Origin of the sequence: Spirillospora sp. NPDC052269 (assembly GCF_040679435.1) — a bacterium.
Lineage (GTDB): Bacteria > Actinomycetota > Actinomycetes > Streptosporangiales > Streptosporangiaceae > Spirillospora.
The window spans coordinates 25,798-52,539 of sequence record NZ_JBFAUU010000031.1; the positions used below are offsets into that span (position 1 = coordinate 25,798).

General features: G+C 74.3%; 21 protein-coding genes. 11 read left to right on the forward strand and 10 right to left on the reverse strand.

Annotated elements, in window-relative coordinates; translation table 11 throughout:
* The first annotated feature begins 10 nt into the window (after window positions 1-10).
* The 3 genes from AB0L06_RS41115 to AB0L06_RS41125 all read left to right on the forward strand — a co-directional run bounded on the left by AB0L06_RS41115 (window position 11) and on the right by AB0L06_RS41125 (window position 2,446).
* Entirely contained in the window at window positions 11-574 is a 564-nt protein-coding gene (locus AB0L06_RS41115) for a GNAT family N-acetyltransferase (RefSeq protein ID WP_500236924.1), read from the forward strand.
* 34 nt (window positions 575-608) lie between these two features.
* Window positions 609-1,040, forward strand: a complete 432-nt coding sequence (locus tag AB0L06_RS41120) for an NUDIX hydrolase (RefSeq protein WP_500236925.1) — start codon at window positions 609-611, stop codon at window positions 1,038-1,040.
* A gap of 122 nt (window positions 1,041-1,162) precedes the next feature.
* On the forward strand, window positions 1,163-2,446 hold the full coding sequence (locus AB0L06_RS41125; RefSeq protein WP_500236926.1) for a hypothetical protein: 1,284 nt from the start codon (window positions 1,163-1,165) through the stop codon (window positions 2,444-2,446).
* On the opposite strand, the gene AB0L06_RS41130 is transcribed toward AB0L06_RS41125, so the two are convergent.
* Window positions 2,443-3,417 (reverse strand): helix-turn-helix domain-containing protein, encoded by a 975-nt coding sequence (locus tag AB0L06_RS41130; protein WP_500236927.1) that lies wholly within the window; start codon window positions 3,415-3,417, stop codon window positions 2,443-2,445. The genes AB0L06_RS41125 and AB0L06_RS41130 overlap by 4 nt on opposite strands.
* A 52-nt stretch (window positions 3,418-3,469) precedes the next feature.
* Between AB0L06_RS41130 and AB0L06_RS41135 the strand changes: the two genes are divergently transcribed.
* Complete coding sequence (locus AB0L06_RS41135; protein WP_500236929.1) at window positions 3,470-3,880, forward strand: cupin domain-containing protein; 411 nt, start codon at window positions 3,470-3,472, stop codon at window positions 3,878-3,880.
* Here AB0L06_RS41135 and AB0L06_RS41140 read toward each other — a convergent pair.
* A complete protein-coding gene (locus AB0L06_RS41140) occupies window positions 3,877-5,406 on the reverse strand; it encodes a nitroreductase family deazaflavin-dependent oxidoreductase (protein ID WP_500236930.1) in 1,530 nt (509 codons plus the stop codon). The genes AB0L06_RS41135 and AB0L06_RS41140 overlap by 4 nt on opposite strands.
* 182 nt (window positions 5,407-5,588) lie before the next feature.
* On the opposite strand from AB0L06_RS41140, the gene AB0L06_RS41145 reads away from it, so the two are divergent.
* From AB0L06_RS41145 to AB0L06_RS41160, 4 genes are all read left to right on the forward strand, one after another.
* Window positions 5,589-6,611, forward strand: coding sequence for a Gfo/Idh/MocA family protein (locus tag AB0L06_RS41145; RefSeq protein WP_500236931.1), 1,023 nt, complete (start codon window positions 5,589-5,591; stop codon window positions 6,609-6,611).
* A 159-nt stretch (window positions 6,612-6,770) separates the two neighbouring features.
* Window positions 6,771-7,769, forward strand: coding sequence for a sugar ABC transporter substrate-binding protein (locus tag AB0L06_RS41150; protein WP_500236932.1), 999 nt, complete (start codon window positions 6,771-6,773; stop codon window positions 7,767-7,769).
* Window positions 7,766-8,803 (forward strand): ABC transporter permease, encoded by a 1,038-nt coding sequence (locus tag AB0L06_RS41155; protein WP_500236933.1) that lies wholly within the window; start codon window positions 7,766-7,768, stop codon window positions 8,801-8,803. The genes AB0L06_RS41150 and AB0L06_RS41155 overlap by 4 nt, the downstream gene beginning before the upstream one ends.
* The gene (locus AB0L06_RS41160) at window positions 8,800-9,654 is read left to right on the forward strand and encodes an ATP-binding cassette domain-containing protein (protein WP_500236936.1); all 855 of its coding nucleotides are present in this window, start codon (window positions 8,800-8,802) and stop codon (window positions 9,652-9,654) included. Before AB0L06_RS41155 ends, AB0L06_RS41160 begins: the two co-directional genes overlap by 4 nt.
* Window positions 9,655-9,738: 84 nt before the next feature.
* Here AB0L06_RS41160 and AB0L06_RS41165 read toward each other — a convergent pair whose 3' ends face one another.
* From AB0L06_RS41165 to AB0L06_RS41195, 7 genes are all read right to left on the reverse strand, one after another.
* Window positions 9,739-10,137 carry a hypothetical protein gene (locus tag AB0L06_RS41165; RefSeq protein WP_500236938.1) on the reverse strand — a complete coding sequence of 133 codons (399 nt, stop codon included), beginning with the start codon at window positions 10,135-10,137 and terminating at the stop codon, window positions 9,739-9,741.
* Window positions 10,138-10,220: 83 nt separating this feature from the next.
* Window positions 10,221-11,813: a serine/threonine protein kinase gene (locus AB0L06_RS41170; protein ID WP_500236940.1), complete on the reverse strand. Its 1,593-nt coding sequence runs from the start codon at window positions 11,811-11,813 to the stop codon at window positions 10,221-10,223.
* Window positions 11,814-11,823: 10 nt separating this feature from the next.
* Entirely contained in the window at window positions 11,824-13,314 is a 1,491-nt protein-coding gene (locus tag AB0L06_RS41175; RefSeq protein ID WP_500236941.1) for a hypothetical protein, read from the reverse strand.
* 189 nt (window positions 13,315-13,503) lie between these two features.
* Complete coding sequence (locus AB0L06_RS41180) at window positions 13,504-16,692, reverse strand: coiled-coil domain-containing protein (protein ID WP_500236944.1); 3,189 nt, start codon at window positions 16,690-16,692, stop codon at window positions 13,504-13,506.
* Window positions 16,689-17,399, reverse strand: coding sequence for a hypothetical protein (locus AB0L06_RS41185; protein ID WP_500236945.1), 711 nt, complete (start codon window positions 17,397-17,399; stop codon window positions 16,689-16,691). The genes AB0L06_RS41180 and AB0L06_RS41185 overlap by 4 nt, the downstream gene beginning before the upstream one ends.
* Window positions 17,392-17,934: a hypothetical protein gene (locus AB0L06_RS41190; protein WP_500236946.1), complete on the reverse strand. Its 543-nt coding sequence runs from the start codon at window positions 17,932-17,934 to the stop codon at window positions 17,392-17,394. The genes AB0L06_RS41185 and AB0L06_RS41190 overlap by 8 nt, the downstream gene beginning before the upstream one ends.
* The gene (locus AB0L06_RS41195; protein WP_500236949.1) at window positions 17,931-19,169 is read right to left on the reverse strand and encodes a hypothetical protein; all 1,239 of its coding nucleotides are present in this window, start codon (window positions 19,167-19,169) and stop codon (window positions 17,931-17,933) included. The genes AB0L06_RS41190 and AB0L06_RS41195 overlap by 4 nt, the downstream gene beginning before the upstream one ends.
* A gap of 289 nt (window positions 19,170-19,458) precedes the next feature.
* Between AB0L06_RS41195 and AB0L06_RS41200 the strand changes: the two genes are divergently transcribed.
* The 3 genes from AB0L06_RS41200 (at window position 19,459) to AB0L06_RS41210 (ending at window position 25,043) form a co-directional block, all read left to right on the forward strand.
* Window positions 19,459-22,338: a LuxR C-terminal-related transcriptional regulator gene (locus AB0L06_RS41200; RefSeq protein WP_500236952.1), complete on the forward strand. Its 2,880-nt coding sequence runs from the start codon at window positions 19,459-19,461 to the stop codon at window positions 22,336-22,338.
* Window positions 22,339-22,404: 66 nt separating this feature from the next.
* On the forward strand, window positions 22,405-23,937 hold the full coding sequence (locus AB0L06_RS41205) for a class I adenylate-forming enzyme family protein (RefSeq protein WP_500236954.1): 1,533 nt from the start codon (window positions 22,405-22,407) through the stop codon (window positions 23,935-23,937).
* 68 nt (window positions 23,938-24,005) lie between these two features.
* On the forward strand, window positions 24,006-25,043 hold the full coding sequence (locus AB0L06_RS41210) for an AMP-binding protein (protein WP_500236955.1): 1,038 nt from the start codon (window positions 24,006-24,008) through the stop codon (window positions 25,041-25,043).
* A 202-nt stretch (window positions 25,044-25,245) separates the two neighbouring features.
* Here AB0L06_RS41210 and AB0L06_RS41215 read toward each other — a convergent pair whose 3' ends face one another.
* Window positions 25,246-26,679: an aldehyde dehydrogenase gene (locus tag AB0L06_RS41215; RefSeq protein WP_500236956.1), complete on the reverse strand. Its 1,434-nt coding sequence runs from the start codon at window positions 26,677-26,679 to the stop codon at window positions 25,246-25,248.
* Window positions 26,680-26,742 lie beyond the last annotated feature (63 nt).

Consider the following 26,742-nt stretch of genomic DNA (forward strand, 5'->3'; position numbering starts at 1 on the left):
GAGTGAACAAGTGACGGTCACGTTCAGGCGCCACGACCCCGCTGAAGCGCGCGCGTTGAGGGAGGTGGTCGCCGATATCCAGCGGGACGCGTACGTCCGGGAGGTCCCTGCGGGCGACCGGTTCGCCACCGACGCGGCGTTCATGGAGCGGTTCGACGCCTACGTCCAGCGAGACGGCTTCGACCTGGTGATCGCCTATGCGGAAGGCCGCCCGATCGGGCAGGCATGGGGCTGGCCCCTGCACGCCGACACCGCCTGGTGGCGGGGGCTGAAGACACCGGTCGAGCCCGGCTACACCGACGAGAACGGCCGCCGGACGTTCGCACTCTCCGAACTCATGGTGCGCCAGGACGCCACCCGACGGGGCGTCGGCCGCCGACTCCATGACGAACTCCTCGGCTCCCGCCCCGAGTCACGTGCGACGCTCCTGGTCCGCCCCACCAATGACGCGTACCTCGCCTATCGCCGCTGGGGTTGGACGACGATCGGGCAGCTTCGTCCGGATCTGCCTGACGCGCCGACGTTCGACGTCCTGATGCACGGCCTCCCCTTGTCCAACGAGAACTCACGCTGACCACTAGAGGAACGCAGTGGCGAGTGTTCATTCGGTGAGTGTCGCCGGGGTCGTCCTGGATGACGGAGGAAGGGCCCTGCTCGTCCAGCGGAGGGACAACGGCCATTGGGAGCCGCCCGGCGGCGTCCTCGAGATCGAGGAGGGCGTGACGGACGGCGTCGAGCGTGAGGTTCACGAGGAGACCGGGCTGACGGTCGAGGCGGTGGCGCTCACCGGGGTCTACAAGAACATGTCGCGCGGAATCGTGGCCCTGGTCTTTCGATGCCGCGTCGTCGCCGGGGCTCTCTCGGCCAACGACGAGGTCAAGGCGTTCCACTGGGCCACGCGGCACGAGGTGACCTCGATGCTGGACGAGGCCTACGCCGTCCGCGTCCTGGACGCCATGGAAGCCGCCCTGGCGAGCGTCCCGATCAGGCACCACGACGGCGTCAAGCTTGTCGACCCCCATCCGAGGGAACCGGCCTGAGATCGTGCTGTTCGGAATCCGCGAGGGCCGGGGCGCTCTGGGGCTTGGTGGGCGGGGGGTTCAGGGCGGGGTGGATATGGGTAGGAGTGGGCGCAATCCCCCCGCCGGGTAGGGGTGCGCGCATGGGGAGTCCGGCTTTCATCGTCTTCGCCGACCAGGGGTGGCAGGACACGCGTGTGGGGCGTCCGAGTCCCGACTTGGCGCTGATGTCGCAGGCGAGCGGCACGTGGTGTTTCGACACCACCGCGCGGGACTGGGCGACCCGTGACGCCAACGGTCGCAAGTACGGCAACACGCGTTGGTACGGGCCCACCGCCCAGGACGACACCTCCTGCCGGTTTCACGGACTCGGCGCTCGGCGCGGGCAGCTCATCGGCAGGTGGGGCGAGGACGGACAGCCGTTCTTGATTGGTGACCACGCCTATCTGGGGTGGGTTGGACCCACTCCGTACGTTCCTCCGGACGCCGAGGCGCTTCGGGCTCGGATCGGCCTCGTCCGCCTGTTGGCCGACCCGGAATCGGGGATCACCGGCGACCGTCCCTTGCGGGACGTTGCGGTGATCGGGTTCAAGGGGGAGGTGAGACGTCTGAGGGAAGTCGTCGAGTCCGGGCGGGAGGAATGGCGGGAGCGGTTCGGGCCGCACATGCCCGTCCCCGAAGTCTGGCACCACGCCCAACGCGCGGTCAGAAGGGCGGTGTTCAGCGACCGGAAGCGGCGAGACCTGCCCGCCTCCTATGGAAAGCGGAAGGACCGGGAGCTGATCGACGATCTCCGCGGACTCGATGACGACTTTCTTTATGGCGCGCCCTTGCAGCTCGTCTCAGACCGGCCTTGCCGCCCGGCCCGCCGCCCGGTGGAGTATCTCTGCGGTCCGACGATCGGCCCAGCGCCCAGCCCGTACGGGCTGTTCCTCGATCGCCTTCCCGACCTCGACCCGGACCCTACGAGGGGGAGTGCCAAGTTCGACCTGCGTGGCGGTCTTCCCTGGCTGACGCAGAAGCGGATCGCCCGGCTCGAGGCCCGTCGCGACGCCGACGGCAGGCCGTACCGCGATCCGGAGCACGTGGCCTGGGGCAGACGCTTCATTGCCGACGTGCGGACCATCCTCGGCCCGTGGACGATGCTCGTCCGCGCCGCCCCTGAAACCCACGAGCGGTGGCAGCGAGGGGACGCGCCCCGCCCCGACCTCCGCGTCTCGGACGTGGTGCCCGACATGGTCGAGATCGCGGCCAAGCCGCCCGTCGAACGCCGGGAGGCGCTGGAGCGGATGATCGCGGACGGCGGCCATTCGCAAGCTCCGCCCGCGTCCGAGCACCGCGGCGTTCGAACGCTGTGGCTGGCCATGAACAACACCGCGGACGGCGCCGCTCGCGGTGACGGCCAGCTCCGGATCACCTTCGATTAGTCGCCGTGCTGCTCGGCGTGGAGGAAGCGGGAGCGGTAGGCGGTGGGGGTGAGGCCGGTTCGGCGGCGTAGGTGGGTGCGGAGGTTCGCGGGGGTGCCCAGGCCGGTGGCGCGGGCTATGGCGTCGAGGCGGAGTTCGCCCTGTTCGATGAGGCGGCAGGCGAGGGTGACGCGTTCGGCGGTCAGCCAGGCCAGGGGAGTGGTGCCGAGTTCGGACTGGAAGCGGCGGTGGAGGGTGGCGGGGCTGGTCGCGGCGTAGGTGGCGAGGTCGTGGACGGCCAGCGGACGGTCCAGACGACGTTGCGCCCAGGACAGGACGGGCGCCAGGGACGTGTCGGGGATGTCGGGCACCGGGCGTTCGATGAACTGGCGCTGGCCGCCGTCCCGGTGGACGGCGAAGACGAGGCGGCGGGCGACGGTGTTGGCGACCTCGGCGCCGTGGTCGCGGCGGATCAGGTGCAGGCCGAGGTCCAGGGCGGCGGCGCTGCCGGCGGCGGTCAGGACGTCGCCGTCGTCGACGAACAGGACGTCCGGTTCCAAACGGACGGACGGATACCGGGCACGGAAGGCGTCGGCCCAGCGCCAGTGGGTGGTCGCGCGGCGGCCGTCCAGGACACCCGCGGCGGCCAGGGAGAACGAGCCCGTGCAGAAGCTCACCAGGCGGGCCCCGCGAGTGGCGGCGGCCTTGATCGCGCTCAGGACGGGCCCGGACGGAGCCGTCTCGGGGTCGGGACGGTTCGGCACGATGACCGTGTCGGCGCGGTCGACGGCGGAAAGGCCCGGGACGTCAGACATCGTGAACAGGCCCGCGTGCATGGTCACGGGGCCGTCGGCGCAGAGCGTGAAGTCGTACCAGGGGACGTCCAGCTCGGGACGGCGCAGGCCGAACAGCTCGGTCGCGACGCCCAGCTCGAAGGGGTTCGAGCCGTCCTCCACGATCATCACGACGCGGTGCGAGGATCCTTGCGACATATGCGATTCCTAGCACTCACCGGGGGCGCGCGGCGAACGGCAGGCTGCGGGCATGAGCGATGAACCGATCGAACTGCAGGACGCCCTGGCCTCGTTCAGCGAGATCTGGAGCCCGCGCGTCGTCACGCGGGTCAACGACTACGACGTTCGTGTCGCCAAGGTGGCGGGCGAGCACCTGTGGCACGCGCACGACGACACCGACGAGTTCTTCCTCGTCCTCGACGGCCTGCTGAACATCGCGCTCAGGGACGAGCGCGGTGAGCGGACGGTCGTCCTTCCCAAGGGGGCGGTGTTCGTCGTGCCGAAGGGCGTCGAGCACAAGCCGTCCGCGCCGGACGGCGCCTCGCTCCTGCTGTTCGAGCCGTCCGGGACGCTCAGCGTCGGCGACCGGCACGAGGACGTTCCCGACCACGTGGACGCGACGGCCGGGCACCCCCTCACCCTGGACCAGGGCACCCGCTAACGCGGAGTCAGGCGGAAGATGCGCAGCTCGCGAGGGGCCCGCTCCACATAGCGGTCGTAGACGGGCCAGACCTGGATGAGGCGGGGCCACGCGTCGGCGCGTTCGGCGTCGGTCAGCAGATGGGCGGTGACCGGCGTCGTCCGGCCCCGGAAGGACACCTCGGCCTCGGTGTTCTTGAGGAGGTTCGCCGTCCAGGCCGGATGCTTCTCGCGACCGAAGTTGGAGCCGACGACCAGCCACGTGCCGTCCTCCTCCGGACGGCACGCCAGCGGCACCTGACGGCGCTGGCCGGTCTTCGCGCCCGTCGTCGTCAGCAGCAGGCTCGGGATGAGGGCCTGGGCGAGCAGGATCCGTCCGCCGCTGATCCGGTGCAGCGCCCGGTCCATCGGCGGGACGAGTCTGGGGCCGACCTTCGCGAACCACGGAGCGCCCGAGATGTACCGGAACACCGGGCCCAGGGTGCGCTGGACGAGCGTGGGCATCGGCTTCTCCTCGGTGGGACGGGGTGCGTCCGGGGCCAGGCGGCCCGCGCGGCGGGTCTTGAGGTGGCCGGACGCGGCCAGCCAGCGCAGGGCGTCCGCCACGGTCGACTCTACGGGGCGCAGCGTGAGGTCCAGGGCCGCCAGCGTGGGGGTGTCGTCGGTCGGGACGAGACTGACCATGATCTCCGCGGCGTCCCTGGTCAGCGGGTACTCGAAGGAGCGGACGCGCTTCGCGGCGTCCAGGACGCGGCCGAGCCCGATCATGACGGCGCCGGGGACGCGCATCCGGCGGCTCGGGACGCCGGTGAGGGTCTCGCACAGGTCGGCGACCTGCGGCCAGGTCAGGAAGGCGCCGCCGAGCGGCCAGCGTTCGCCGCCCCGGGCCGTCGTGACGGCGCGGGCCAGGGCCTCGGCCAGGTCACGGACGTCGATGACGCCGACGCCGCCGGGCGGGAGCGGGAAGGCCAGGTTCAGCGCGCCGGCCAGCCCCTCCGGCAGCGCGTCCAGGTGCGGCTGGTGCGGGCCGCAGACACCGCCGGGGTAGACGATCGCGACGGGCGCGCCGCCCGACTGCACCTCGCGCGCGTACCGCTCGGCCGCGACCTTGGACCGGCCGTAGTCGGTGTGCGGGCTGGCCAGCGGACTCTCGGGGGTGATGAGCGGGCCGTCCGGCGGGACGAACACCGCGACCGACGACACGTGCACGACGGGGGACAGGCCGCGCGCGACGGCCTCGCCGACGACGTTGCGCGTGCCGGTGACGTTGGCCGAGACCAGGTCGCCCGCCGGGCCGGTGACGCCGATCGCGGCGGCGGCGTGGATCGCGGCGTCGCAGCCGTCCAGCGCCCGGGACACCGCCTCGGCGTCCAGCATGTCGCCCCGGACGAACTCGACGCGGGACGGGTCCACGCCCAGCGTGGCGAGGGTGCGGGCGGCGCGGTCCGGATCGCGGACGAGGGCGCGCGGCTCGTGTCCGGCGGCCAGCAGGGCGGCGACGGTGTGCGAGCCGACGAAGCCCGAGGCACCGGTGAGGAACACGCGCATAGAGGCAACCTAGCGCTTGGTCGTGCCCCGTGGAAGGCCGGTGCGAGGGAGAGTGAAGGAAGGGGACGGGGCCGGCCGGATTCCGGTCGCCCCTAACGCCGCGCGCGCCCTGCCCGGGTCGTTGACGGGTATGGAACGCTCCAGCACACTCGGGGCTCACCCACCCCCGCCCGGGAGGGCACATGAGGATCGCACTCGCCGGCGCGGGCCGGATCGGCGCGCGGCACGCCGCCGCCCTGGCCCGCTCGTCCCACGTCACCGAACTCGTCATCGCCGACGCCGATCCGCGCCGGGCCGCCGCCCTGGCCGACCGCCTCCACCCCACCCCCACCTCTGAAGGCACCTCTGTCCGCGCGCTCCAGGACGTGGACGGGTTGTACGACGCCCGCCCGGACGCGTTCGTCGTGGCCGCCGCCACGGACGCGCACGCGGATCTCGTCGGGCGCGCCATCGCGCTCGGGACGCCGGTGTTCTGCGAGAAGCCGCTCGCCCCGGACGTGGATGGAACGCTCCACATCGTCCGGGAGGCGGAGTCCGCGCAGGTCCCCGTCCAGGTCGGGTTCCAGCGCAGGTTCGACGCCGGGTACCGGGCCGCGCGGGACGCCGTCGCGTCCGGACGGCTCGGCTGGCTGCACACCGTCCGGTCGTGCGGGTTCGACCCCGCGCCGCCGCCCGCCGACTACGTGCCGGTCTCGGGGGGCCTGTTCCGCGACTGCATGATCCACGACCTCGACTCCGTCCGGTACGTGACCGGACGCGAGATCGTCCGGGTCGTCGCCGCCGGGGCCAACCGGGGCGACGCGTTCTTCCGCGAGTGCGGCGACGTGGACACCGGCGCGGCCCTGCTCGTCCTGGACGACGGAACGCTCGGCCTCCTCGCCGCCACCAGGTACAACGCGGCCGGATACGACGTCCGGCTGGAGGTGTTCGGGTCCAAGGACAGCGTCACCGCGGGCCTCGACGAGCACACCCCGCTCACCCCGCTGCCCGACGAGGGACGGCGCGGCACCCCCTACAGCGGGTTCCTGGAGCGGTTCGCCGCCGCCTACGACGCCGAGCTCGAGGTGTTCCTCCAGGTCGCGGCGGGCGCCCGTGCCAATCCGTGCCCGCCCGGGGAGGCCCTCGAAGCGTTCTACCTGGCCGAAGCGTGCGACCTGTCCCGGCGCGAAGGACGCGCCGTGGACGTCGAGGAGGTGCGGCGGTGAAGGCGCCGTCCGCCACCGAGGTGGCGAAAACGATCTTCTGCGCATTCAGTCTCAATTACCCCTTCCATCCGCCGAGAAACAGCCGTGACCTGGAGGGGGAGGACCCGCCAATATAGGGCCCAGCCGATCGCCCACCCCCCAACGAACGGAGACCGGCCCGTGAGGACACCGACGACACGCGGACGACTGCTCACCCTGACGACGGCCGCGCTCGCACTGACCGCCGCGCTGGCCGGTTGCAGCAGCTCAGGGGGGAAGAAGGCCGAGGAGAGCTCGAGCCCGGTGGCCGGCGGCGGCCCCCGTCTGAAGATCGCCATGGTCACTCATTCTGGACAAGGTGACACGTTCTGGGACATCGTCCAGAAGGGGGCGAAGGCCGCCGCCGCCAAGGACAACGTCCAGTTCCTCTACTCGGCCAACCCCGAGGGCGGACAGCAGGCGCAGCTCGTCCAGACCGCGATCGACCAGAAGGTGGACGGCATCGTCGTCACCCTCGCCAAGCCGGACGCGATGAAGGACGTCCTCGCCCGCGCCGCCGCGGCGAAGATCCCGGTCGTGACGATCAACTCCGGCGCGGACGTCTCGGGCAAGCTCGGCGCGCTGGTCCACTTCGGCCAGGACGAGAGCGTCGCGGGTGAGGCGGCCGGGCAGCAGCTGGCGAAGATCGGCGCGAGGAAGGCGCTCTGCGTCGTCCACGAGCAGGGCAACGTCGGCCTCGAGGCGCGCTGCGCGGGCGCGAAGAAGACCTTCGGCGGCTCGATGCAGAACCTGTACGTGACCGGCACGAACATGCCGCAGGTCAAGTCGGCGATCACGGCGAAGCTGCAGGCCGACAAGAGCATCGACGGCGTGCTCACGCTCGGCGCTCCGTTCGCCGCGACGGCCGTCGATTCGGTGAAGGAGACGGGCAGCAAGGCGAAGATCGGCACGTTCGACATGAACAAGGACCTCATCGCCTCCATCCAGGACGGCTCGATCCAGTTCGCCGTCGACCAGCAGCCGTACCTCCAGGGCTACGAGGCCGTGGACGAGCTGTGGCTCTACAGGAACAACGGCAACGTCCTCGGCGGCGGACGGCCCGTCCTCACCGGCCCGGCGATCGTGACCAAGGACAACGCCGCCCAGATCGCCCCGTTCGCCGAGCGGGGCACCAGGTGACGCAGGCCCCCGCCGAGGGCGTCGCGGACGAGCGGCTGGCGCGGCGCGACCCGCTGCGCCGCCTGCTCGTCCGGCCCGAGTTCGGCGCGCTGATCGGCGCGGTCGCGCTGTTCGTCCTGTTCTCCGCGACGGCCGACGCGTTCCTGCAGACCTCGTCGTTCTCGAACGTCCTGTACGCCGCGTCCACGTTCGGGATCATGGCGGTCGGGGTGTCGCTGCTGATGATCGGCGGCGAGTTCGACCTGTCCGCGGGGGTGATGGTGATCAGCTCCGCGCTGGTCGCCTCGCTCGTGTCGTTCCAGCTCACGCTGAACGTGTGGGCGGGCGTGGCGGTCTCGCTGGTCGTCACGCTCGCGCTCGGCGTCCTGAACGGCCTGCTCTACGTCTGGACGAGGCTGCCGAGCTTCATCGTCACGCTCGCGACGTTCCTCATGCTGGCCGGGGCGAACCTGGGCGTGACGAAGGCGGTCACCGGGAACGTCGCGTCCGACTCGATCGCCGACATGGACGGCTTCCGGAGCGCCAAGGACGTGTTCGCCTCCGACATCGGCATCGGCGGCGTGAACGTGAAGATCACCGTGTTCTGGTGGATCGGGTTCACCGCCGTCGCGACCTGGATCCTGCTGCGCACCCGCGCCGGCAACTGGATCTTCGCGGTGGGCGGGAACGCGGCCAGCGCCCGCGCGGTCGGCGTCCCGGTCGCCCGGACCAAGATCGCGCTGTTCACCGGGGTCGCGTTCTGCGCCTGGTTCTCCGGCATGCACGTGCTGTTCGCGTTCCCGGCCATCCAGTCGGGCGAGGGGATCGGGAACGAGTTCTTCTACATCATCTGCGCGGTGATCGGCGGCTGCCTGCTGACCGGCGGCTACGGCTCGGCGATCGGCGCCGCGATCGGCGCGTTCATCTACGGGATGGTCAACCAGGGCATCGTCTACGCCGGCTGGAACCCCGACTGGTTCCGGTTCTTCCTCGGCGCCGCGCTGCTCGCCGCGACCGTCGTCAACCACCTCGTCCGCCGGAGGGCCGAACGATGACCGCCCTGGTGAAGCTGACCGGCGTCGGCAAGGACTACGGCAGCGTGATCGCGCTGCGGGACGTGTCGCTGGAGGTCGCCGCCGGGCAGGTGGTGTGCGTGCTCGGCGACAACGGCGCGGGCAAGTCCACCCTCATCAAGATCGTCGCCGGGCTGCACCGGCACGACTCCGGGGTCTACGAGGTGCAGGGCGAGCCCGTGTCGTTCGCCTCGCCCCGGGACGCGCTGAACCTCGGCATCGCGACCGTCTACCAGGACCTCGCCGTCGTCCCGCTCATGCCGGTCTGGCGCAACTTCTTCCTCGGCTCGGAGAAGCGCAGGGGCTTCGGACGCCTCGACGTCGACTTCATGCGCCGCACCACCCGGGACGAGCTGCTCGCCATGGGCATCGACCTGCGCGACGTCGACCAGCCGATCGGCACCCTCTCCGGCGGCGAGCGGCAGTGCGTCGCGATCGCCCGCGCCGTCCACTTCGGCGCGAAGGTCCTCGTCCTGGACGAGCCGACCGCCGCCCTCGGCGTGAAGCAGGCCGGGGTCGTCCTGCGCTACATCGTGCAGGCGCGCGAGCGCGGCCTCGGCGTCGTGTTCATCACCCACAACCCGCACCACGCCTACCCGGTCGGCGACCGCTTCCTGATCCTCAACCGGGGTCGTCCGATCGGCTACCACGACAAGGACGAGATCACCCGCGAGGACCTGACCGCGCTCATGGCGGGCGGCGCCGAACTGGAACAGCTCGCGCACGAGCTGGAGGCCACGGGCAGCACCGCGACCGCCCGCGCCCTCGACGAGGAGGTCCGCACCCTCGGCCTCGCCGACGATTCCGAGGGCTCAGCGGGCTCGGAGGACTGACGGATACGGCTCCGCCGGGCATCCGCGCCGCCCGGCGGACCGCGCCGTCCCCGGACCCGGACGGGTCCGTCCCGCGCGGAGCGGTCAGCGGTGCAGGTCGTCGTCGACGGCGTAGGCCAGGGTGAGGACGGCACGCGCCGCGTCCGTCCAGCGGGCGATCGCGGCGGGCGACATCGTCCCGCCCGTCCCGGGCAGCCGCGCGATCAGGCCGGCGACCGCAGGGTCCAGGTCGCGGCCGACCGGGGGCAGATCGTGGACGGGCGGCAGCAGGTCGCGGCCGGGCGGAGGCAGGTCGCGGCCGACGGAGTCCAGGTCGCGGCCCGGGTGCTCCAGGTCGCGGCCCGCGTGGTGCGGCTCGCGGGGGTCCGGCGCGGCGTGCGCGCCGGACTGCGGGGCGACGACGCCGGTCTCCGGCAGTCCGGTGAACCGGCCCGCCAGCCTGGCCTGCGCCTGGGCCATCTCATGAGCGCCACTGTTCGACATGCACGGCAACCTAGCCACGCGCGGCGCGTCCCGGGTATGCGATCTCCGGCCCCTTTGCCGAGGCCGAACCCAACCCATTCCCCCTACGGCCAGGTCGCGCGTTGGAGGAGGGCGTCCAGGTCAGGGGTGTTCCAGGCGTCCACGACGACGATCTGGGCGGACGGCGCGTACCAGATCCGCTCGGTGTAGACCGAGCCGGTGCCGTCGCCCTTCCGTTCGAAACAGGGGACGCGCCACTGATGGTACTCGGCCGTCCGCTTGCCCAGTTCGATGCCCTTGAACCCGCTCTGGGACGCGCCCTTGCCGGAGCCCCCGGCGACGAGGTCGGGGTGGCGCGGGCAGCTCATCGACACCTTCGACCCGAAGGTGTCCTTCGGGTCGTACGGGCCGCCGCCGTAGGCGCCGGACTCGGACTTGTCGAAGAAGCTCGGCCCCATGACGGCGAAACCGGGGCAGGACCCGAGGCTGGCCGCGGTGGGCTTCCAGTTCCCGCCGTCCTGGCAGCCTCCGGCGAGCGTCACGTAGAAGCTGTCGGCGGCCCGTCCGGGAACGCTGATCGGGAATGCCTCCCAGGACGACGGGACGCGCATCTGGAGCCGTCCGAGCGTCAGCGCCTTGCCCGCGACGGCGTCGTGTTCGGCCGCGGCCGTCCGCGACGGCCCGTCCCGCAGGACGGTCTCGTAGAGCCCGTAGCCTCCCGCCGCCAGGACGGCAGCGACCGCGAGGCCCACGGCCGTCAGCCTGCGCCCACGGGACCGGCGGCCGCCGGACGACTGTGCGCGGCGGCCGGACGCGGCGCGGCCCGGGGAGGGCTTGCGACGCCGCCGTCCGGACGCCGGGCGCGACGGCGTGGCCGGAGCGAAGCGGTCGGGGGAGGCGAGGCCGGCGAGCGTGCGGCGGCCGCGCGGCTCCCAGTCCGCGCCGAAGGCGATGAAGGCGACCTTCTCGACCTCGTCCGCGAACCGCCCCGCGTCGGACGGCCGGACGCGCGGGTCCTTGGCCATGCCGGACGCGACGAGCGGGCGCAGCGGCTCCGGGACGTCCTCCTGCGGGACGGGCGCGCCCAGGTGCCCCGCCTCCGGGTCGCCGTAGGGCCGGTGTCCGGCGACGGCCTCGAAGAAAACGCAGGTCACCGCGTAGACGTCGGACGCGGGCGACGGCTCGGCGCCGTGCCACAGCTCGGGCGCGCGGTACAGCGGCGAGGCGGTCCCGGCGTGGTCGGCGACCCCGAAGTCCACCAGGACGGCCCGTCCGCCGTCCCGGACCAGGATGTCGCCGGGTGTGCAGTCGCCGTGGACGACCCCGGCCGCGTGCGCGGACGCGAGCCCGAGCAGCGCGTCCCGCAGCAGGACCAGGCCGGCCTCCGGCGTCGTCCGGCGCTCCCGGCGCAGGATCTCGCGCAGCCCGACGCCGTCCACCCGCTCCATGATCACGGCGGTGCCGCGCGCGTTCTCGATGAGCTGGTAGGGCCGCGCGACGCGCGGGTCGCGCAACTGCCCGAGCGCGGAGGCCTTATGCCGGAACCGCTCCCGCGCGGCGCCGCTGGCCGCGGGTTCCAGATACCGGACGACCACGGCGGACCCGGACGTGCCGTGCCGGGCGAGGACCGTCCGTCCATGCCGTCCCCGGCCGAGCTCACGGACCTCGTCGAACCCCGCGACCCGCCACTGCGCCACCCCGACCCCCTTACGCCTCCCCGCGGACCGTCCCGGAGGCGACGGAGGGGGAGTTGATCTGTCCGGGATTATTGCGTGATGCGCAGCTCAACGCGAGTGCGAGGCACCCGAAGGGCACCGCCGTGAGGACGTACCGGTAGTCGAACTCGGCGGTGGCGGCGGGCAGGACGATCAGCCCGACCGTCGCGACCCACGGGCCGGCGGCGAGCCGTCCCGGCAGGCCGCGCCTGGCCACGGCCACGACCAGCCCGGCGAGCAGGATGATCCCGGCCATCGTCCCGCGCAGGAAGAAGATCTGCTGGTAGCCGTGCGCGAGCCCCGCCCACGGCTGGACGACCCGCGTCCGGACGGGCCCCAGCTCGTACCGCGCGGCGCGCCGGTACAGGCCGTCCGCGTACTTGCTGTGCGCCTTCTGGGCGAGTTCTGCCGGTTTCGTCCCGAACAGGTAGCGGTCGTAGGTGAGCTTGTCGGGGAAGATCGTCCGGTCCCAGGCGAAGGCGCGCAGGGTGTCGTGCGTGACGGCCCCCAGGTAGTCGAGCGGCTGGGCGGCGATCGCGCGCAGGGCGAACCGCTGGGCCATCCGGTTCTTGTACGGGCTGTACCGGTTGCCGTGCATGCGGTTCAGCGGCGACGACCCCCGCCAGATGTAGTTCTGCGAGATCATCCGCCGCTCCGGCGGCACCTTCGTGCAGAGCCGCGCCAGCTCCGGCGGCGGCCTCATCCTCGGGCAGTCGGCGAACGCCATGACCCGTCCGTACAGGAACACGCCCGTGCTGCGGCTGAGCCCGAACTCCCCGTACACCGACGAGAACCACAGCCCGTACGCGAGGATCGGCGCGGCGCAGCCCGCCAGTGCGAGCCCGGTAGCCCCGACTCGTCGCGCCCAGGGCAGCGACCTCGTCAGAGGCACCCGCAGCAGGACGGCCAGCACGACGCCCACCGCCACCGCGATCCCCGGGGGCCGGGTGATGATCGACAGGCCGGCGAGCAGCCCGCCGGCCGCGACCGCCCACAGCGGCGGAGGCGTCCGCCAGAGCACGACGACCAGCGAGGCCAGCCCGAGTAGCAGGAACAGCGTGTCCGACAGGACGAGCCGCTCCAGCTCGATCTCGTACGCGTCGAACAGCACCGGTGCCGCCGCGAGGAGGGCGCCCCAGCGCGGCACCCGGTACCGGCACGCGATCGCGTACAGCAGGACGCCCGACGCGAGCCCCATCATGTGCTGCGTGGCCATGACCAGCGTCAGGCTGTGGAACGGTTTCAGCAGCCACAGGTACAGGGAGTAGCCGCTCGGCCGGGGCAGGCCGGGCCGTCCGGTGACCGCCTCGTCGAGGTAGGTGATGCTGTCGGTGAACCAGATCGCGGGCTGGTACCCCAGCGCCGCGACCACGCGGAACAGCCCCGCGACCAGCAGGATCAGCAGGAACGCCCCGTGACCGCCGAGCCGTCCGCCGGACGAGGCGAGGGACATCCCGGCGCGGTCGAGCAGGCTTCCCGGCACGACGGGAACGGGCCGGTGGCCCCGGGAACCGGGTCGGTGCCGTCCCGAGAGCCGCCGGAGCCGGGGCCCGGCCTCCGCGGTGAACGGCCAGAGCTGCCGTAGCCGCGTCCAAACCACCGCCGATCACCCCCGACTGGAGATCTACCGGCATACCGGGAAAGTCGACCCTCGCGGCGGGCAATCACCTCCTCAAGAGTCGGTGTCGTCCGCCCCGTCCCGAGGCTCCGGAACGCCGTCCTCGGAGGACGCCGCGGGCCCGGTCCCGGCGGCTTCCGCGGGCTCCGGGGCCGATGCGGGGACGGGCGTGGCGCGGGCCGAGATCACGGCCGTGGCCAGGCGCCGGACGCGCGGCTCGTGCTCGTCGTACCCGACCACGACCGGCGGCTCGTTGTACGGCATCGTGTCGGACGAGCGGCGCAGCTTGATGTACTGGCCGCAGGCGTCGATCGCGTACGGCTCCATGTCGTCCTGGAGCGCGCCGATGACCGTGATGCCGTGCTGCTCGCCGATCTCGCGGAACAGCGCGACGGCCTCCTTGCGGTGCTCCTTGCCGAGGTTGCGGCCCAGCTCGTCCAGCACCAGGCAGAGCCGCCCGCCGCCGGACGAGGCCAGCGCCGCCGCGCACACCAGCTTGACGGCCTTCTCGTCCATGAGCGCGGTGTTCGCGCGCCGGTTGTACGGGACGTACCGCTGCCCGTCGCTGCGCCGCCACTTGGGCGTGACCTTCCAGCGCCACTCCTGCTCGGGGTCGCCGGGCGGCTCGGGCGTCGGGAACTCCAGCGTCGCGCCGTACCCGCCGTACTGGACGTCCAGCTTCTCGAACTCCTCGGAGACCCGCTGGAGGCGGCTGCGGATCGCGGCGGTCAGCGCCGCCCGGTGCGCCTCGGCGGCTCCCGCGGCCTCGTCCGCGCCGCGGCTCGCCTTGTCCAGGTCGGCGCGGCGTGCGGTCATCTGGACCTCGATCTGGCGGCGCTGGTGCCGCTCGTAGTCCTCCTGCTGCCGCAGGTACGACTCCAGCGACCGGACCAGGCGCGGGAACGTCGCCTGCTCCCGCCCGGTGCGGCGGCCCTCGCCCTCGGCGCGCTCGCGCAGCAGGAACCGGACCTCCTCCGGCATGTCCTCGTCGGCCACGCCGTCCGGGAAGACCCGGCGCAGCGCCTCCGACAGGTGCTTCTCGGCGGTGTGCCACCACTCGTCCGGCGTCCAGGTGCGCTCGTCGGCGCTCAGCCCGCCCAGCCACTCGGCGGCGGCGTCGCGCGACTCGCCCCACTCCCGTTCCAGGACGTCCAGGCCCAGCGCCGCCCGCCTCGCGGACAGCTCCTCGGCCTTCGCCCCGAGCTTCTCCCGTTCCCGGTCCAGCGCCTCGCGGCGTCCCCGCAGCCGGTCGACCTCCAGCGCGCGCGTGTCGGCCTTCGCCTGGAGCCGCCGCAGCGTCTGCTCCGCCGCGCCCAGACGCGGCCCCAGCTTCGCCTCACCGCCCGCCAGCTCCTCCAGCTCGGCGCGCAGAGACGTCATCGCCTCCCGGACGGCCTCCAGCTCGGCCCCCGCCTGCGCGCCCGCCAGCCGCCGGGTCGCGAGCGCGACGTCGCCCGCCGCGTCCGAGGTGGCCTGCCGGGCGTCCTCCAGGGCCTCCTGCGCGGACGCCAGCGCCGCCCGCGCCGCCCGGACGCGCGCGACCCGCCCGGTCACCGGCTCGGGGAACCCGCCGACGATCATCACGCCCGAGCCGTCCCCGGCCGAAAGGGCGGTGAAGAACCGGGACAGCGGCAGCCCGCAGCCCACGCCCTTCGGTAGGTCGGGCGGCGTGTCGGCCTCCGGGGCGAGCGCCCCGTCCGCCGGGACGATCATGGATCCGGGCAGCGCCCTCAGCGCCTCGGACGCGGCGGGCAGGTCGGCCGCGTCCAGCACGACCGCCTCCCGGTACGGCCACAGCGCGGCCTCCCAGCGGTCCCGGACGTCCTCGGCCAGCTCGACCGCGTCCAGCAGCCCGACGGCCGCGACGCCCGCCCCGGCCAGCGCCCGGATCTGCGCGGGCGCGCTCGACTCGCCCGCCTCCGCCTCGGTCAGCGCCCGCTCGGCCCGCGCGACCGCGCCGCGCGCCATGCCGAACTCCTGCTGCGCCTCGTCCCGGCGCGCCTCGGCCTCGGCCAGTTCGCGCCGCGCCGTGTCCCCGTCCCGGCCGTCCGCCTCGCGCCGCCGCTCCTCCAGCGCCGACACCCGGCGCCGCAGCTCCTCCATCCGGTTGCGCGCGACGGCCTTGTCCGCGCCGAGCTGGCCGGCGCGACCCTTCAGCTCGGCCAGCGCCGCCTGCGCCTCGCCGACCTGCGCGTCCAGCGCGCCGCCGGTGAGCTGCTCGGCCTCCTTCTCCGCCGCCCGCGCCGCCAACCGGACGGTCTCCGACTCGTCCTCCAGCGCGCCGAGCTGTGACGCCAGCGACGCGTCCGCCTCGGCCGCGTCCACCAGCAGCCGCGCCTGCCGCGTCCGCCAGTTCCGCAGCGCCGCCGCGACCTCGGCCCGCGCCTTGTCGCGCCGGTCGAACGTCTTCAGCAGCGACGCCGCCTCGCGCTCCCACTCGGCCAGCCGGGACGACGCCTCGGCGGCCTTCGCCCGCTCCCGGTGCTCCTCCGAGCGCGAGACCCGCTCGGCCTCCAGCTCCCGGTCCAGGCCGGTCAGCGCCGCGATCGCGGAGAAGATCCGCTCCGGGCTGATCTCGTTCAGCGGCTGCGACAGCAGGTTCGTCGCGACCTTCGACCGCACCGACGTCGACAGGAACGACACGCACCGCACCTGCCCGCCGTACAGGACGCGCGACAGGTCCTTGGCGACGAAGTCGCGGCGGCCCGCGCTGCGCGGCAGCGCCGCCCACAGCGCGTCGGCCATCGTCACCCGCTCGGCCTCCGACGCCGCCGACGCCAGGTGGACGCCGTGCCGCCAGCGCAGCTCCAGGTGCGGCGCGTCCGCGTTCACCCGCAGCCACACGGTCAGCGCGTCCGAGCCGTCCCCGTCGGCGTGGTCGAACACCCCGACGATGTAGCCGTGGTCGGCCGACGCCCACTGCTGGTCGCCCTGCGCGGCCAGCTCGGCGTTGAACAGCAGCTCCGCCACCGCCCGCGCGCCGGACGCGAACCGCCACTGCTCGTCCCCGAGCAGCGCGGTGATCGAGGCGATGAACGACGACTTGCCAGCGCCATTGGAGTCCTTGGGACCCTGCCCGGCGACGACGATCAGCGTTCCCGGCACCGTCGGCACCGGATGCGTCGACAGCCGCGAGATGTTCACCGCCTGGACGGCGACCAGCGTACGGCCCCCGACGACGTTCTCGGCGTCGGCTCCCGTCCGGGCCGGTCCCGGCACCAGCGGATCGAGGACGGCGGTCACGAATTCTCCCCCTGAACTGCGGCTTCCCGCGCGACGTGCGCTCTGGCTTCCTGCTGGACGCGTTCCCGGCTGCGGCGGCGGGCGCGGATCGTGGCGGCGAGCGGCGAGTCCGGCCCGGCCGCGAGGATCAGCTCCTCCTGGAGACGGCGGCGGGCGGCGGGCGTCAGCCGGTGGAACTGCGGGCCGGGCACGAACCCGCCCGCGTCCCCGTTGTCGCTCCTGCCGTCCGCGCGGACCTGCGAGACCAGTCCGGCCAGCCGCAGCCGCCGCAGCGCCGACTCCAGCTCGCCGATCGCCAGCTGCGAACGCCGCCGCAGCTCCTCCAGCGGCGTCGGGAACGGCGACAGCCACGTGTCGTCCGGGAGCCGGCCCGTCGAGCGCGGGATCGCCACCGAGTGGATCAGCACCAGCGTCAGGACGGCCCGGTCCCCGGCGAGCACCGCGCACGCCGGATCGCGGGCGAGCTCCTCGGCGACCTCGTCCTGGTAGCCGGACGTCCACTCCGTCCGCCCGGCCCGGATCAGCGTGCGGCCGGACAGGTTCAGCATCGCCTCGATCGTCCGGCGGGACGCGGGCTCGCGCAGCGCCGCCAGCCGCGCCTCCGGCACCGGCTCGGCGGCGTGCTCGACGGCCATGTACGCGGCCACCAGTTCCGACCGGCGCCGCTCGTCGTAGGACCGCAGCAGCGGCTCGAACAGCTCACTCACCCGCGATCACCCCCTGCGGCGGCTCGGGCAGGCGGCGCAGCAGGTCCCGGAGCGGGCCGAGGGTGTCGTCATGCCACAGCGCCACCCGCGGACCCGGCCGGACGACCCCGGTGGACTCGTCCAGCAGCAGCCAGCCGGTGTCCGACAGCCGCCGCAGCTCGCCGGTCGCCCAGCGCCGCGCCAGCTCGGCGTCGCCCCGCGACATCCCCGCGTACACCTCCAGGACGGCCGGGACCGGCACGGCCTCGCCCGGCCACGGAGCGTCGTCCAGCCGCGTCCAGCAGCAGCGCAGCGCCGCCGCCAGGACGCGCCGCGCCTGCCCCGACCGGTCCATCGGCATCGGCGCGGTGTCGTACTCGTCCAGCAGCGCGGGCGTCGCGCCGTCCGGCCAGACGGGCAGCAGCCACAGCCGCTCACCGTCGGACGCGGTGTTCAGCCCCGCCGGAGTCGGCTCGGACACCGGCTGCGACGCCGCCCCCAACACGCGCGCACGCGCACGAGCGAGCACCCCCGCGTCCACAGAAGACTCGGTCACGCGTTGCTCCTCTCAGCGTCGGTCTTCTCGAAGACACCGGGGGAGATCCACGTCGGCGACCCCTCCGGCCGGACGGCCAGACCGTCCGACCAGACGAGCCGGTAGGGCAGCTCGGGGTGCAGGTGCGCGGACGACAGGTCCGCCAGCAGCCGCCGCGCGGTCACCCAGCCCTCGGTCAGGACGTCCTCGACGGCGACCCGGTCGCGGCCCCGCAGCGCCTGCTCGGCCACGGCCCGCAGCCGCTCGGACGCCGTCGCGTCGCCTCCGGTGTCGTCCGACAGCCCCGGGTCCGGCACCGACGGACGCGGCGGCGCCGGACGCGGCGGGGTCGCGCGCGGCCCGTCCTCCACGGCCTGCACGACCGCGGACGGCTCGTGCCACGGCGCGGCCGCGTCGAACACGAAGCCCTCGAGGACGGCCGCCAGGTCGTCCCGGGACGCCGTCCGCGCGAACGTGCGCCACGTCTCCGGCGGCAGCAGCGTCAGGTTCCGGGTGGTGCCCGCCGAGTCCGACAGCCGCGCGGCGGCCCGCCGGGACGCGTCCCCGTAGGCGTAGATCGCGGTCCGCAGGTCGGTGCAGGCCCGGTCGAGCTGCGGCCAGCGGCGCAGGATCGCGCCGTGCAGCCTCTCGGCCCGCCGCAGGATCTCCTCGGTGCCCCACAGCTTCGGGGCCTGCTCGCGCAGCTCCTCGATCGTCCCGTTGGTGAGGGTCAGCAGCTCCACGCTCCACAGCCGGAACGCGCGGGCCAGGCCCGCCGCGCCGTCCCGCGCCTGTTCAGGCGTCATCCGGGGGTCGGCGACGTTCAGCTGCTCCAGCGCCAGCAACCGGTGCATTTCGGACTGGCCGCCGTCCAGCATCATCCGGCGCACGAACATCAGCCCGACGACGGAGGTGAACGACGCGCGGTAACGGAGCTGGTTCGGCTTCGGGAACACCTCGCGGACCGCGCCGAGCCCGCGCAGCACCCGCAGCCGGTTCTCGAACACCTCGGCCGGGTAGCGGCGGCACACGTACCGCATCTGCTCGCGGCTCAGCCCCTCCTCGCCCGCGTCGGCGAACGCGGCGAGCAGCGTCTCGGCGACGTCCACGAGTTCCGGATCGTCGACGACCGCGCCGCTGTCGCGGGCCAGCGCGGCGAACATCTGCCGGTACACGCCCAGCACGGCCTCGCCGACGAGCGCGTCGTCCAAGGTCGGCGGGCCGGAGGCGGCCGGTTCGGAGGGGTGGTGGGGCACGGCGGACTACGGTACGGCCACCGGGCCCCGAGGGTGGAATCGGAGCGCTCCGGGCGTGTGCCGCCCACGCCCGCCGATCACCGGGAGTGATCGGTGTTCGCGACCGCGTCGCGCTCTGGGCCGGTTACGGTCCGTGGGTAAAGCGGCGGGGGACAGATCTCCGTACCGAATCCGGGACGCGGCCCCCGGCCGGGTGAAACACTCGCGGAAGACGACCCGGGACCAGGGAACTCCCTCGCCGAGGGCACCCCCGATCCGGCACCGCCGGAGGTTGTGGAGGCCGCTGGGCATGACACCGCCGAACCCGCCTGCCGCCCCGCCCGGCAGGACCGACCCACCCGCCGACCCACCCGCCGACCCACCCGCCGGCTCGCCCGAGGCCCCGCCGGCCGGGACGAACCTCCCCGCCGAGCCCAACGTGTTCGTGGGCCGCGAGCGGGATGTCGCCGACCTGCGCGGGCTGCTGGAGACGACCCGCGCCGTGACGCTCTGCGGCGCGGGCGGCATCGGCAAGACCAGGCTCGCCGTCCACGTCGCGCACGGCGTCGTCGCCGCCCATCCCGGCGGCGTCTGGTTCGTCGAACTCGCCGACATCGCCCCCGGCGGTCCCGCCGACGTGGTCGCCCGGCGGGTCGCGGCCGTCCTCGGCGCGTCCGAGGAGGAGGGACGGCCGCTCGCCGTCACCCTCGCCGACGCGATCGGCGACCGGGCCGTCCTGATCGTCCTGGACAACTGCGAGCACGTCGTCACCGAGTGCGCCGAACTCGCCGGGACGCTGCTGCCGGGCTGCCCCCGGCTGCGGCTCGTCGCCACCAGCCGCGAGCCGCTGCGCACCGAGGGCGAGACGGTCTGGCGCGTCCCGCCGCTCGAGCACGACGAGGCGGTCCGGCTGTTCGCCGAGCGGGCCCGCGCCGTCCGGCCCGAGTTCGCGGTCACGCCCGAGAACAGCTCGGCGGTCGCCGAGGTCGGCCGTGCGCTGGACGGCGTCCCGCTCGCGCTGGAACTGGCCGCCGCCCGGCTGGGCGTCCTGACCGTCGAGCAGATCGCCGGACGGCTCGCCGACCGGTTCCGGCTGCTCGGCGCGAACGCCCGCACCGCCCCGCACCGCCAGCGCACGCTGCGCGCCGCGATCGACTGGTCGCACGAGCTGCTGGACGACCGCGAACGGACCCTCCTGCGCCGCCTGTCGGTGTTCACCGGCTGGACGCTCGGCGAGGCCGAACGCGTCTGCGCCGACCCGGCCGGGCTGGCCGCCGACCTCGCCGAGGACCTGCCTGATCTGCCCAACCTCCCGGATCTCCCCGACCTGCCCGACCTCCCCGAGGACCTGCCCGACCTCCCGGAACTGGACGAGGCGCCCGAGCCTTCCGCCGGCGGCCTGACCCGCCGGGGCGTCCTCGACGTCCTCACCGCGCTCGTCGACAAGTCCCTCGTGGTCGTGGTGGAGGAGATCGCGGGCGAGTCCCGGTTCCGCCTGCTGGACAGCATCCGGCAGTACGCCGCCGAGCGGCTCGCCGAGACCGGCGAGGAGGACCAGGTCCGGAACCGGCACCGCGACAGCGTCCTGGAGGCCGCCGAACGGGACGGGGAGCTGGCGCTCGCCGAGGCCGAGGGCGACTGGCAGGACCGGGTCCTGCTGTTCCGCCGCTGCGACGTCGAGCTGGGCAACATCCGCGCCGCGCTGTCCTGGTCGCTGGAACACGAGGACGTCGAGGACGGCCTGCGCATCTGCACCGCGCTGCGCTCCTACTGGATCGCGCGCGGACGCGTCGCCGAGTGGGCGCAGTGGACCGACCGGTTCCTCGCCCGCAGCCGCGGCCTGCCCGCCATCGTCCTCGGCCCCGCCCTCGCGGGCCGCGCGCAGCTCGCCCTGAGCGCCCGCGACTTCCCGCGCGCCGCCGGGTTCGCCGAGCGCGCCCTCGACCCCTGCCGGGACGCCGGGGACGGGTTCATGGCCGCCGCGTCCCTGATCACCCTCGCCGAGGCGCACACCCGCGCGGGCCGCTACGCCGAGGCCGCCGACCGCCTGGACGAGGCCGACGCCATCACCGGCATCCCCGGCCAGGAGTGGAACCGGGGCTACTCGATGATCGCGCGCGGCTACATGCTCGCCCGCTCCGGACGCGCCCGCGAGGCCGCCCAGGCGTACGAGTCCGGCCTGGCCGTGATGCGGGAGATCGGGCAGCTGTGGGGCGCCGCGCACGCCCTGATCGGCCTCGGCCGCATCGCCGAGCTGCGCGGGGACGCCGCCGGAGCGCGCGCCCTGTTCACCGAGGCCCTGCCGCCGCTCGTCGAGATCGAGGCCCGGCCCGAGCTGGCGCGCGCCCTCGCCGGGCTCGGACGCGTGGCCCTCGCCGCAGGGGACCTGCCCGCCGCCCGCGGCTCCCTCGTCCGGTCGCTCCGGCTGAGCCGCGCCTCCGGCGTCCGCCCCGAGATCGCGCGCGGCCTGGAGGCGTTCGCCGAGCTCGTCGCGGGCGAGGGCGACCAGCGCGGCGCGGTGATGCTCACCGGCGCCGCCGCCGGGCTGCGCGAGGACGCCGCCCGCCGCCACACCCCGCACCCGGACGGCCCCGCCCACGCGCCCGGCACGTCCGGCTCGCCGGTGACCCGGACTCCCGGGCACGGCGCCCGCGTCGAGCGCATGCTGGAGCCCATCCGCCGCGCCATGGGCGAACCCGCCGTCGCGCAGTGGTTCGGCGAGGGCCGCTCCCTCGGCCCGGACGAGGCCATAGCCCTCGCCCTCGGCGCCGACGACCAGACCCCCGACACCGCGCCCGGACCGTCCGCCCAGGCCACCCCCCTGAGTCCCACCGCCTCCTCGGCCCCCGCGGACGCGTCCGACACCGGCTCGCAGGCCGCGCCGACCGCGCCGAACCCCCTCCCGCCCCCGCCGGGCACGCCCCACTCATCGAGTGCGCCGCACTCATCGGGTACGCCCACCGCCCCCGTGACGCCGCCGAGCACGCTGACCGCGCGCGAACGGGAGATCGCGCAGCTCATCGCGCGCGGGCTGAGCAACAAGGGGATCGCGCGGGAACTGGTGATCAGCCCGGCGACGGCCGCGCGGCACGTCGCCAACATCCTCATCAAGCTCGGCTTCAACTCCCGGGCCCAGATCGCCGTCTGGGCCGTGGACCACAACCTCGCCGACCAGCCGCAGCTCCGCTGAGTTACATACGTACGTGCACAATCGTGCCCATGTGCCTTCGGGGTCGCCGCCCGTAGCGTCCTCCCCATGATCTGCATGCGTGTGGACGCGACCGCCGGGAACCCGGCGGTCACCGTGTCCCGGGCGGTGTTCGGCATGACACCCGCCGCGGACACGACGGCCGACGATCGCGTCGGCGGCCGCCTCGCCGTCGCGGACGCCATGGGCGACCGCGCGATGAGCCACGCCGACCTCGCCGCCGCCGTCGGGTCCCTCGCGGCCGGGCTCGCCCGGGAGGGCGTCGGCCCCGGCACCGTCGTGGCGCTGCACCTGCCCGACAGCCCCGAGTTCGTCGTCGCCCTGCACGCCGTCACGGCGGCCGGCGCGACCCCGATGCCGGTGCGGCCGGCGACGTCCGCCGCCGAGTTCGCCGCCCTGCTGGCCGAGGCGGACGCCGCCGTCGTCATCACCTGGCCGGTGCTGCTCGACATAGCGAAGGCCGCGGTCCAGGCCCGTCCCGTCCGCCGCCTGTTCTGCTTCGGCGACGAGCCCGACGTGGAGCCCATCGCCGCCCTGCGCACCGGCGCCCCCGCCCCGGACGTCCTCCTCGACCCCGCCCGGGACGCGGCGCTCATCGCCTGCACCCGCGGCGAAGGCGTCCCCGCCCGCGCCGTCCGGCTCACCCACGCCGAGGTCGTCGCCGGGATCACCCGGGTCGCCGACGCCGGGCTGGTCGGGCCGTCCGACACCGTCCTGTCGGCCCTGCCCCTCGCCGACCCGATCGCGCTGAACGGCCTGCTCAACCCCGCGCTGCGGCTCGGCGCGACGGTCGTCACGCTCGCCGGCGCCGGACGGCACGAACTGCTCCGCGCGATCCAGGACCACCGCGTCACCGTCCTGCTCGCGCCCCCGCGGCTGGTCGAGGTGCTCGCCTACGACCGGTCCGTCCCGCGGTACAACCTGCGCTCGCTGCGCGCCGTCGTCAGCGCCGGCGGACCGCTGTCCGCCGGGACCGCGCGCGCCTGCGCCAACCGGCTCGGCTGCCCCGTCCGCCAGGCGTACGGGACGGCCGAGGCCGCCGGGATCACCCACCTCAATCCGCGTGGGGTGGAGGAGGGCACGCTCGACTCGGTCGGTCGCGGCCTGCTCGGCGTCGCCTGGCGGGTCGTCGACCCGGCCACCGGCACCGACCAGCCCGCCTACCAGCCGGGCGAACTGTGCCTGCGGCTGCCGATGACGTCGGCGGCCGCGGTCCCGGTGCGCTGGCTCACCACGGGTGACCAGGCGTTCGCCGACGAGCACGGCCGGGTGTACATCCTCGGCCGCCTCGGCGCGCGGCGCCCGGACCCGCCCGCCGAACCCGACACCGTCCTCGCCGCGCACCCCGCCGTGTCCGACGCGGTCATCGTGCCCGTCCCGGACCTCGCGGTCGGGCTCGCGCCGCACGCCTTCGTCGTCGCGACCCGTCCGGTGGAGCGCGAGGAGCTGCTCGCCTACGTCAACGGCCACGTGCCGTCCTACCGGAGGGTGGTCGCCCTGCACGTCGTCGACCTGATCCCGCGGTCCCCCTCGGGCCGCGTCCGCCGCCGGGCGTTGCTGCAGCGTGCGGGGCTCTCCTGATGACCTACACACCCACCTACACAGTTCTGCGGATGTGGCCGCCCGGTCCAGGTCCGTACGTTCACCCCATGCCTGACGGAGAAGCTGGCCCGGGCACGGTGGCCGAGCCCACCGTGACCCGCGCCGTGCTGTCCTCCGCCCGTGAGCACGCGGCCCGTTTCGGCGGCCGCGCCGCGCTGGTGGACCCCGGCCGGCGGATCGGTTTCGGCGCCTTCGCGGCGCTGGTCCCGGCCGCCGCCGCGGGACTGCACCGGCACGGCGTGCGGCCCGGAGACGTCGCCGCCGTCCAGCTCTCGGGCGTGGGGGAGCTCACCCTCGCGGTCCATGCCCTGTGCGCGGCGGGCGCCGTCCCCGCGCCGCTCCCGCTGGACGCGACGGTGGGTGAACTGGCCCGCATGATGACCGAGTGCGGGGCCCGGTTCCTGGTGACCGGCGGCGAGGTCGCGGGCGCGGCCCTCGCCGCCACCGAACGGTCGTACGTCCGGCAGGCGTTCGCCTTCGGGGAGTACCCCGGGGCGACGTCGTTCGCCCGCCTCGTCGGGGCGGGCGCCGCCGGCGGCACGGCCGCGCGGTGGGGGGAGCAGGCGGCCGCGTGGGGAGACGCGGCCGCCGTCCCGGGGGAGACGGGCGGCGGGACGGCCGGAACCGGCGTGGGGAGCGCCGGCCCGGCCGCCTCGCCGCCGGATCCGGCCGACGCCGCCGCGCTGCGGCTGTTCGAGCCGCCCGTCGCGCTGACCCACGGCGACCGGTTCGCCGCGCTGCACCGGCTCGCCGCCGTCACCCGGATCCACTCCGGGGACGTGCTGGTCTGCGGGTTCCGCGACTGCCGCCCGGACGTCCTCATCGGCCTGTCCGACCTGTGCCTCGCGCACGGGGCGACCCTCGTCGGGGTCCCCGAGCCCGAGGTCGCGCCCCTGCTCCACGCCATCGGCGCGCACCGGGCGACCGCCGCGGTGGTCACCCCGGAGAAGCTGCGCGCCCTGACCTTCGACCACGCCCCCGTCCCGGTCCCGGACGTCCGCCTGCTGGTGACCGGGCCCGTCGACCCCGAGGTGGCGCGCGCCTGCCATCACCGGCATGGCTGGAGTCCCGTCCCCGTGACCTGACCCGGCCCGCGCACCACCCTTCCGAGGGCCCGCCGGCGATTCCGCCCCGCCGCCGGGCCACGGGGACGGCCCCGGCCGAACGGGGACCACCGACCAACGGGCGCCCGGTGGTCCTCGTCCGCCCGGGGCCGTCCTCGTACTTCTTCAAGCGACCGCCCGGTGCCGAGACGTTCGACGTCTCGGCACCGGGCGGTCGCTTTGTTCAGGAGGGGCGGGGGATGGACTTGTGCTCCAGGTAGGCGGTGAGGCCCTCGGGGCCCAGTTCCCGGCCGAGGCCGGAGTCCTTGTAGCCGCCGAACGGGGTGTTGGGGTCCAGGACGTAGAGGTTGACGCCGCAGGAGCCGGTGCGGATGCGGCGGGCGACCTCGACGCCGTGGGAGACGTCGGCGGTCCAGACGGATCCGCCCAGGCCGTAGTCGCTGTTGTTGGCGATGCGGACGGCGTCGTCCTCGGTGTCGTAGGGGAGGAGGGCGAGGACGGGGCCGAAGATCTCCTCGCGGGCGATCCGCATGTCGTTGGTGACGTCGCCGAAGACGGTGGGGGCGACGTACCAGCCGCGGTCGTGCGGGCGGTCCAGCCCACCGGCGATGATCTTGGCGCCCTCGTCCTGGCCGATCCGGATGTAGTTCTCGACCCGGTCCTGCTGGCGGCGGGCGACGAGGGGGCCGATCTCGGTGGCGTAGTCGGACGGGTCGCCGACGGTGAGCGCGGACACCATCTCGCCGAGGGCGTCGGCGATCTCGGCGTAGCGGCTGCGGGGCGCGAGGATGCGGGTCTGCGCGGCGCACGCCTCGCCGTTGTTCATCAGGGCGGCCATCTTGAAGCCCTCGATGGTGGTGCCGAGGTCGGCGTCCTCGAGGACGATGGCGGCGGACTTGCCGCCGAGTTCGAGGGTGGCGGGGCGCAGCAGGCGGCCGCACGCCTCGCCGATGCTGCGCCCGGCGGCGGTCGAGCCGGTGAAGGCGACCTTGTCGACGCCGGGGTGGGACACCAGGTACGCGCCGACCTCGCGTCCGGCCGGGACGATGTTGAGGACGCCGTCCGGCAGGCCCGCCTCGCGCGCCCATTCGGCCAGCAGGTAGGCGTCGAGCGGGGCCTCGGGGGACGGCTTGGCGACGACGGTGCAGCCCGCGACCAGGGCCGGGGCGAGCTTCAGCATCAGCGTGAACTGCGGGACGTTCCAGGGGTAGATCGCGGCGACGACGCCGACCGGCTCGCGGGTGACGGTCACCGGGCCGAGCATGCCGGGGCGCTCGTCCTCCCAGGTGAAGTCCACGGCGAGGTCGGCGTAGTACTGGAGCACCATCTGCGGCAGCGCGGCCTGGCCGAAGATGGAGAACAGGATCGGCGAGCCCATCTCCACGGTGATCAGGTCGGCCATCTCCTGCTGGCGCTCGGCGTAGATCGTGGAGAGGCGGCCGAGGACCTCCGCCCGCTCGGCGGGCGTCATCCGGGGCCAGGGGCCGTGGTCGAAGGCGAGGCGGGCGGCCTGGACGGCGCGGTCCATGTCGGCCTCGGTGCCGTCCGGGACGCGGCCGACGACCTCCTCGGTGTGCGGGGAGACCACGTCGATGACGCCGGTGCCCGCGGGCGCCGTCCACCCGCCGCCGATGAACAGCCGATCGTGTTCGCGCATGCCGCCTCCCGGCCTTGACCGAATGCTTGCTTGGGAGACAGCATCGCACGACCCACCGGGGCG

Coding starts and splice junctions, on each gene's coding strand:
- AB0L06_RS41215 (WP_500236956.1), bottom strand. CDS start 26,679: ATGCGCGAACACGATCGGCTGTTCATCGGCGGCGGGTGGACGGCGCCC.
- AB0L06_RS41130 (WP_500236927.1), bottom strand. CDS start 3,417: ATGTCGCAAGGATCCTCGCACCGCGTCGTGATGATCGTGGAGGACGGC.
- AB0L06_RS41165 (WP_500236938.1), bottom strand. CDS start 10,137: ATGTCGAACAGTGGCGCTCATGAGATGGCCCAGGCGCAGGCCAGGCTG.
- AB0L06_RS41200 (WP_500236952.1), top strand. CDS start 19,459: ATGACACCGCCGAACCCGCCTGCCGCCCCGCCCGGCAGGACCGACCCA.
- AB0L06_RS41145 (WP_500236931.1), top strand. CDS start 5,589: ATGAGGATCGCACTCGCCGGCGCGGGCCGGATCGGCGCGCGGCACGCC.
- AB0L06_RS41135 (WP_500236929.1), top strand. CDS start 3,470: ATGAGCGATGAACCGATCGAACTGCAGGACGCCCTGGCCTCGTTCAGC.
- AB0L06_RS41205 (WP_500236954.1), top strand. CDS start 22,405: ATGATCTGCATGCGTGTGGACGCGACCGCCGGGAACCCGGCGGTCACC.
- AB0L06_RS41125 (WP_500236926.1), top strand. CDS start 1,163: ATGGGGAGTCCGGCTTTCATCGTCTTCGCCGACCAGGGGTGGCAGGAC.
- AB0L06_RS41210 (WP_500236955.1), top strand. CDS start 24,006: ATGCCTGACGGAGAAGCTGGCCCGGGCACGGTGGCCGAGCCCACCGTG.
- AB0L06_RS41160 (WP_500236936.1), top strand. CDS start 8,800: ATGACCGCCCTGGTGAAGCTGACCGGCGTCGGCAAGGACTACGGCAGC.
- AB0L06_RS41140 (WP_500236930.1), bottom strand. CDS start 5,406: ATGCGCGTGTTCCTCACCGGTGCCTCGGGCTTCGTCGGCTCGCACACC.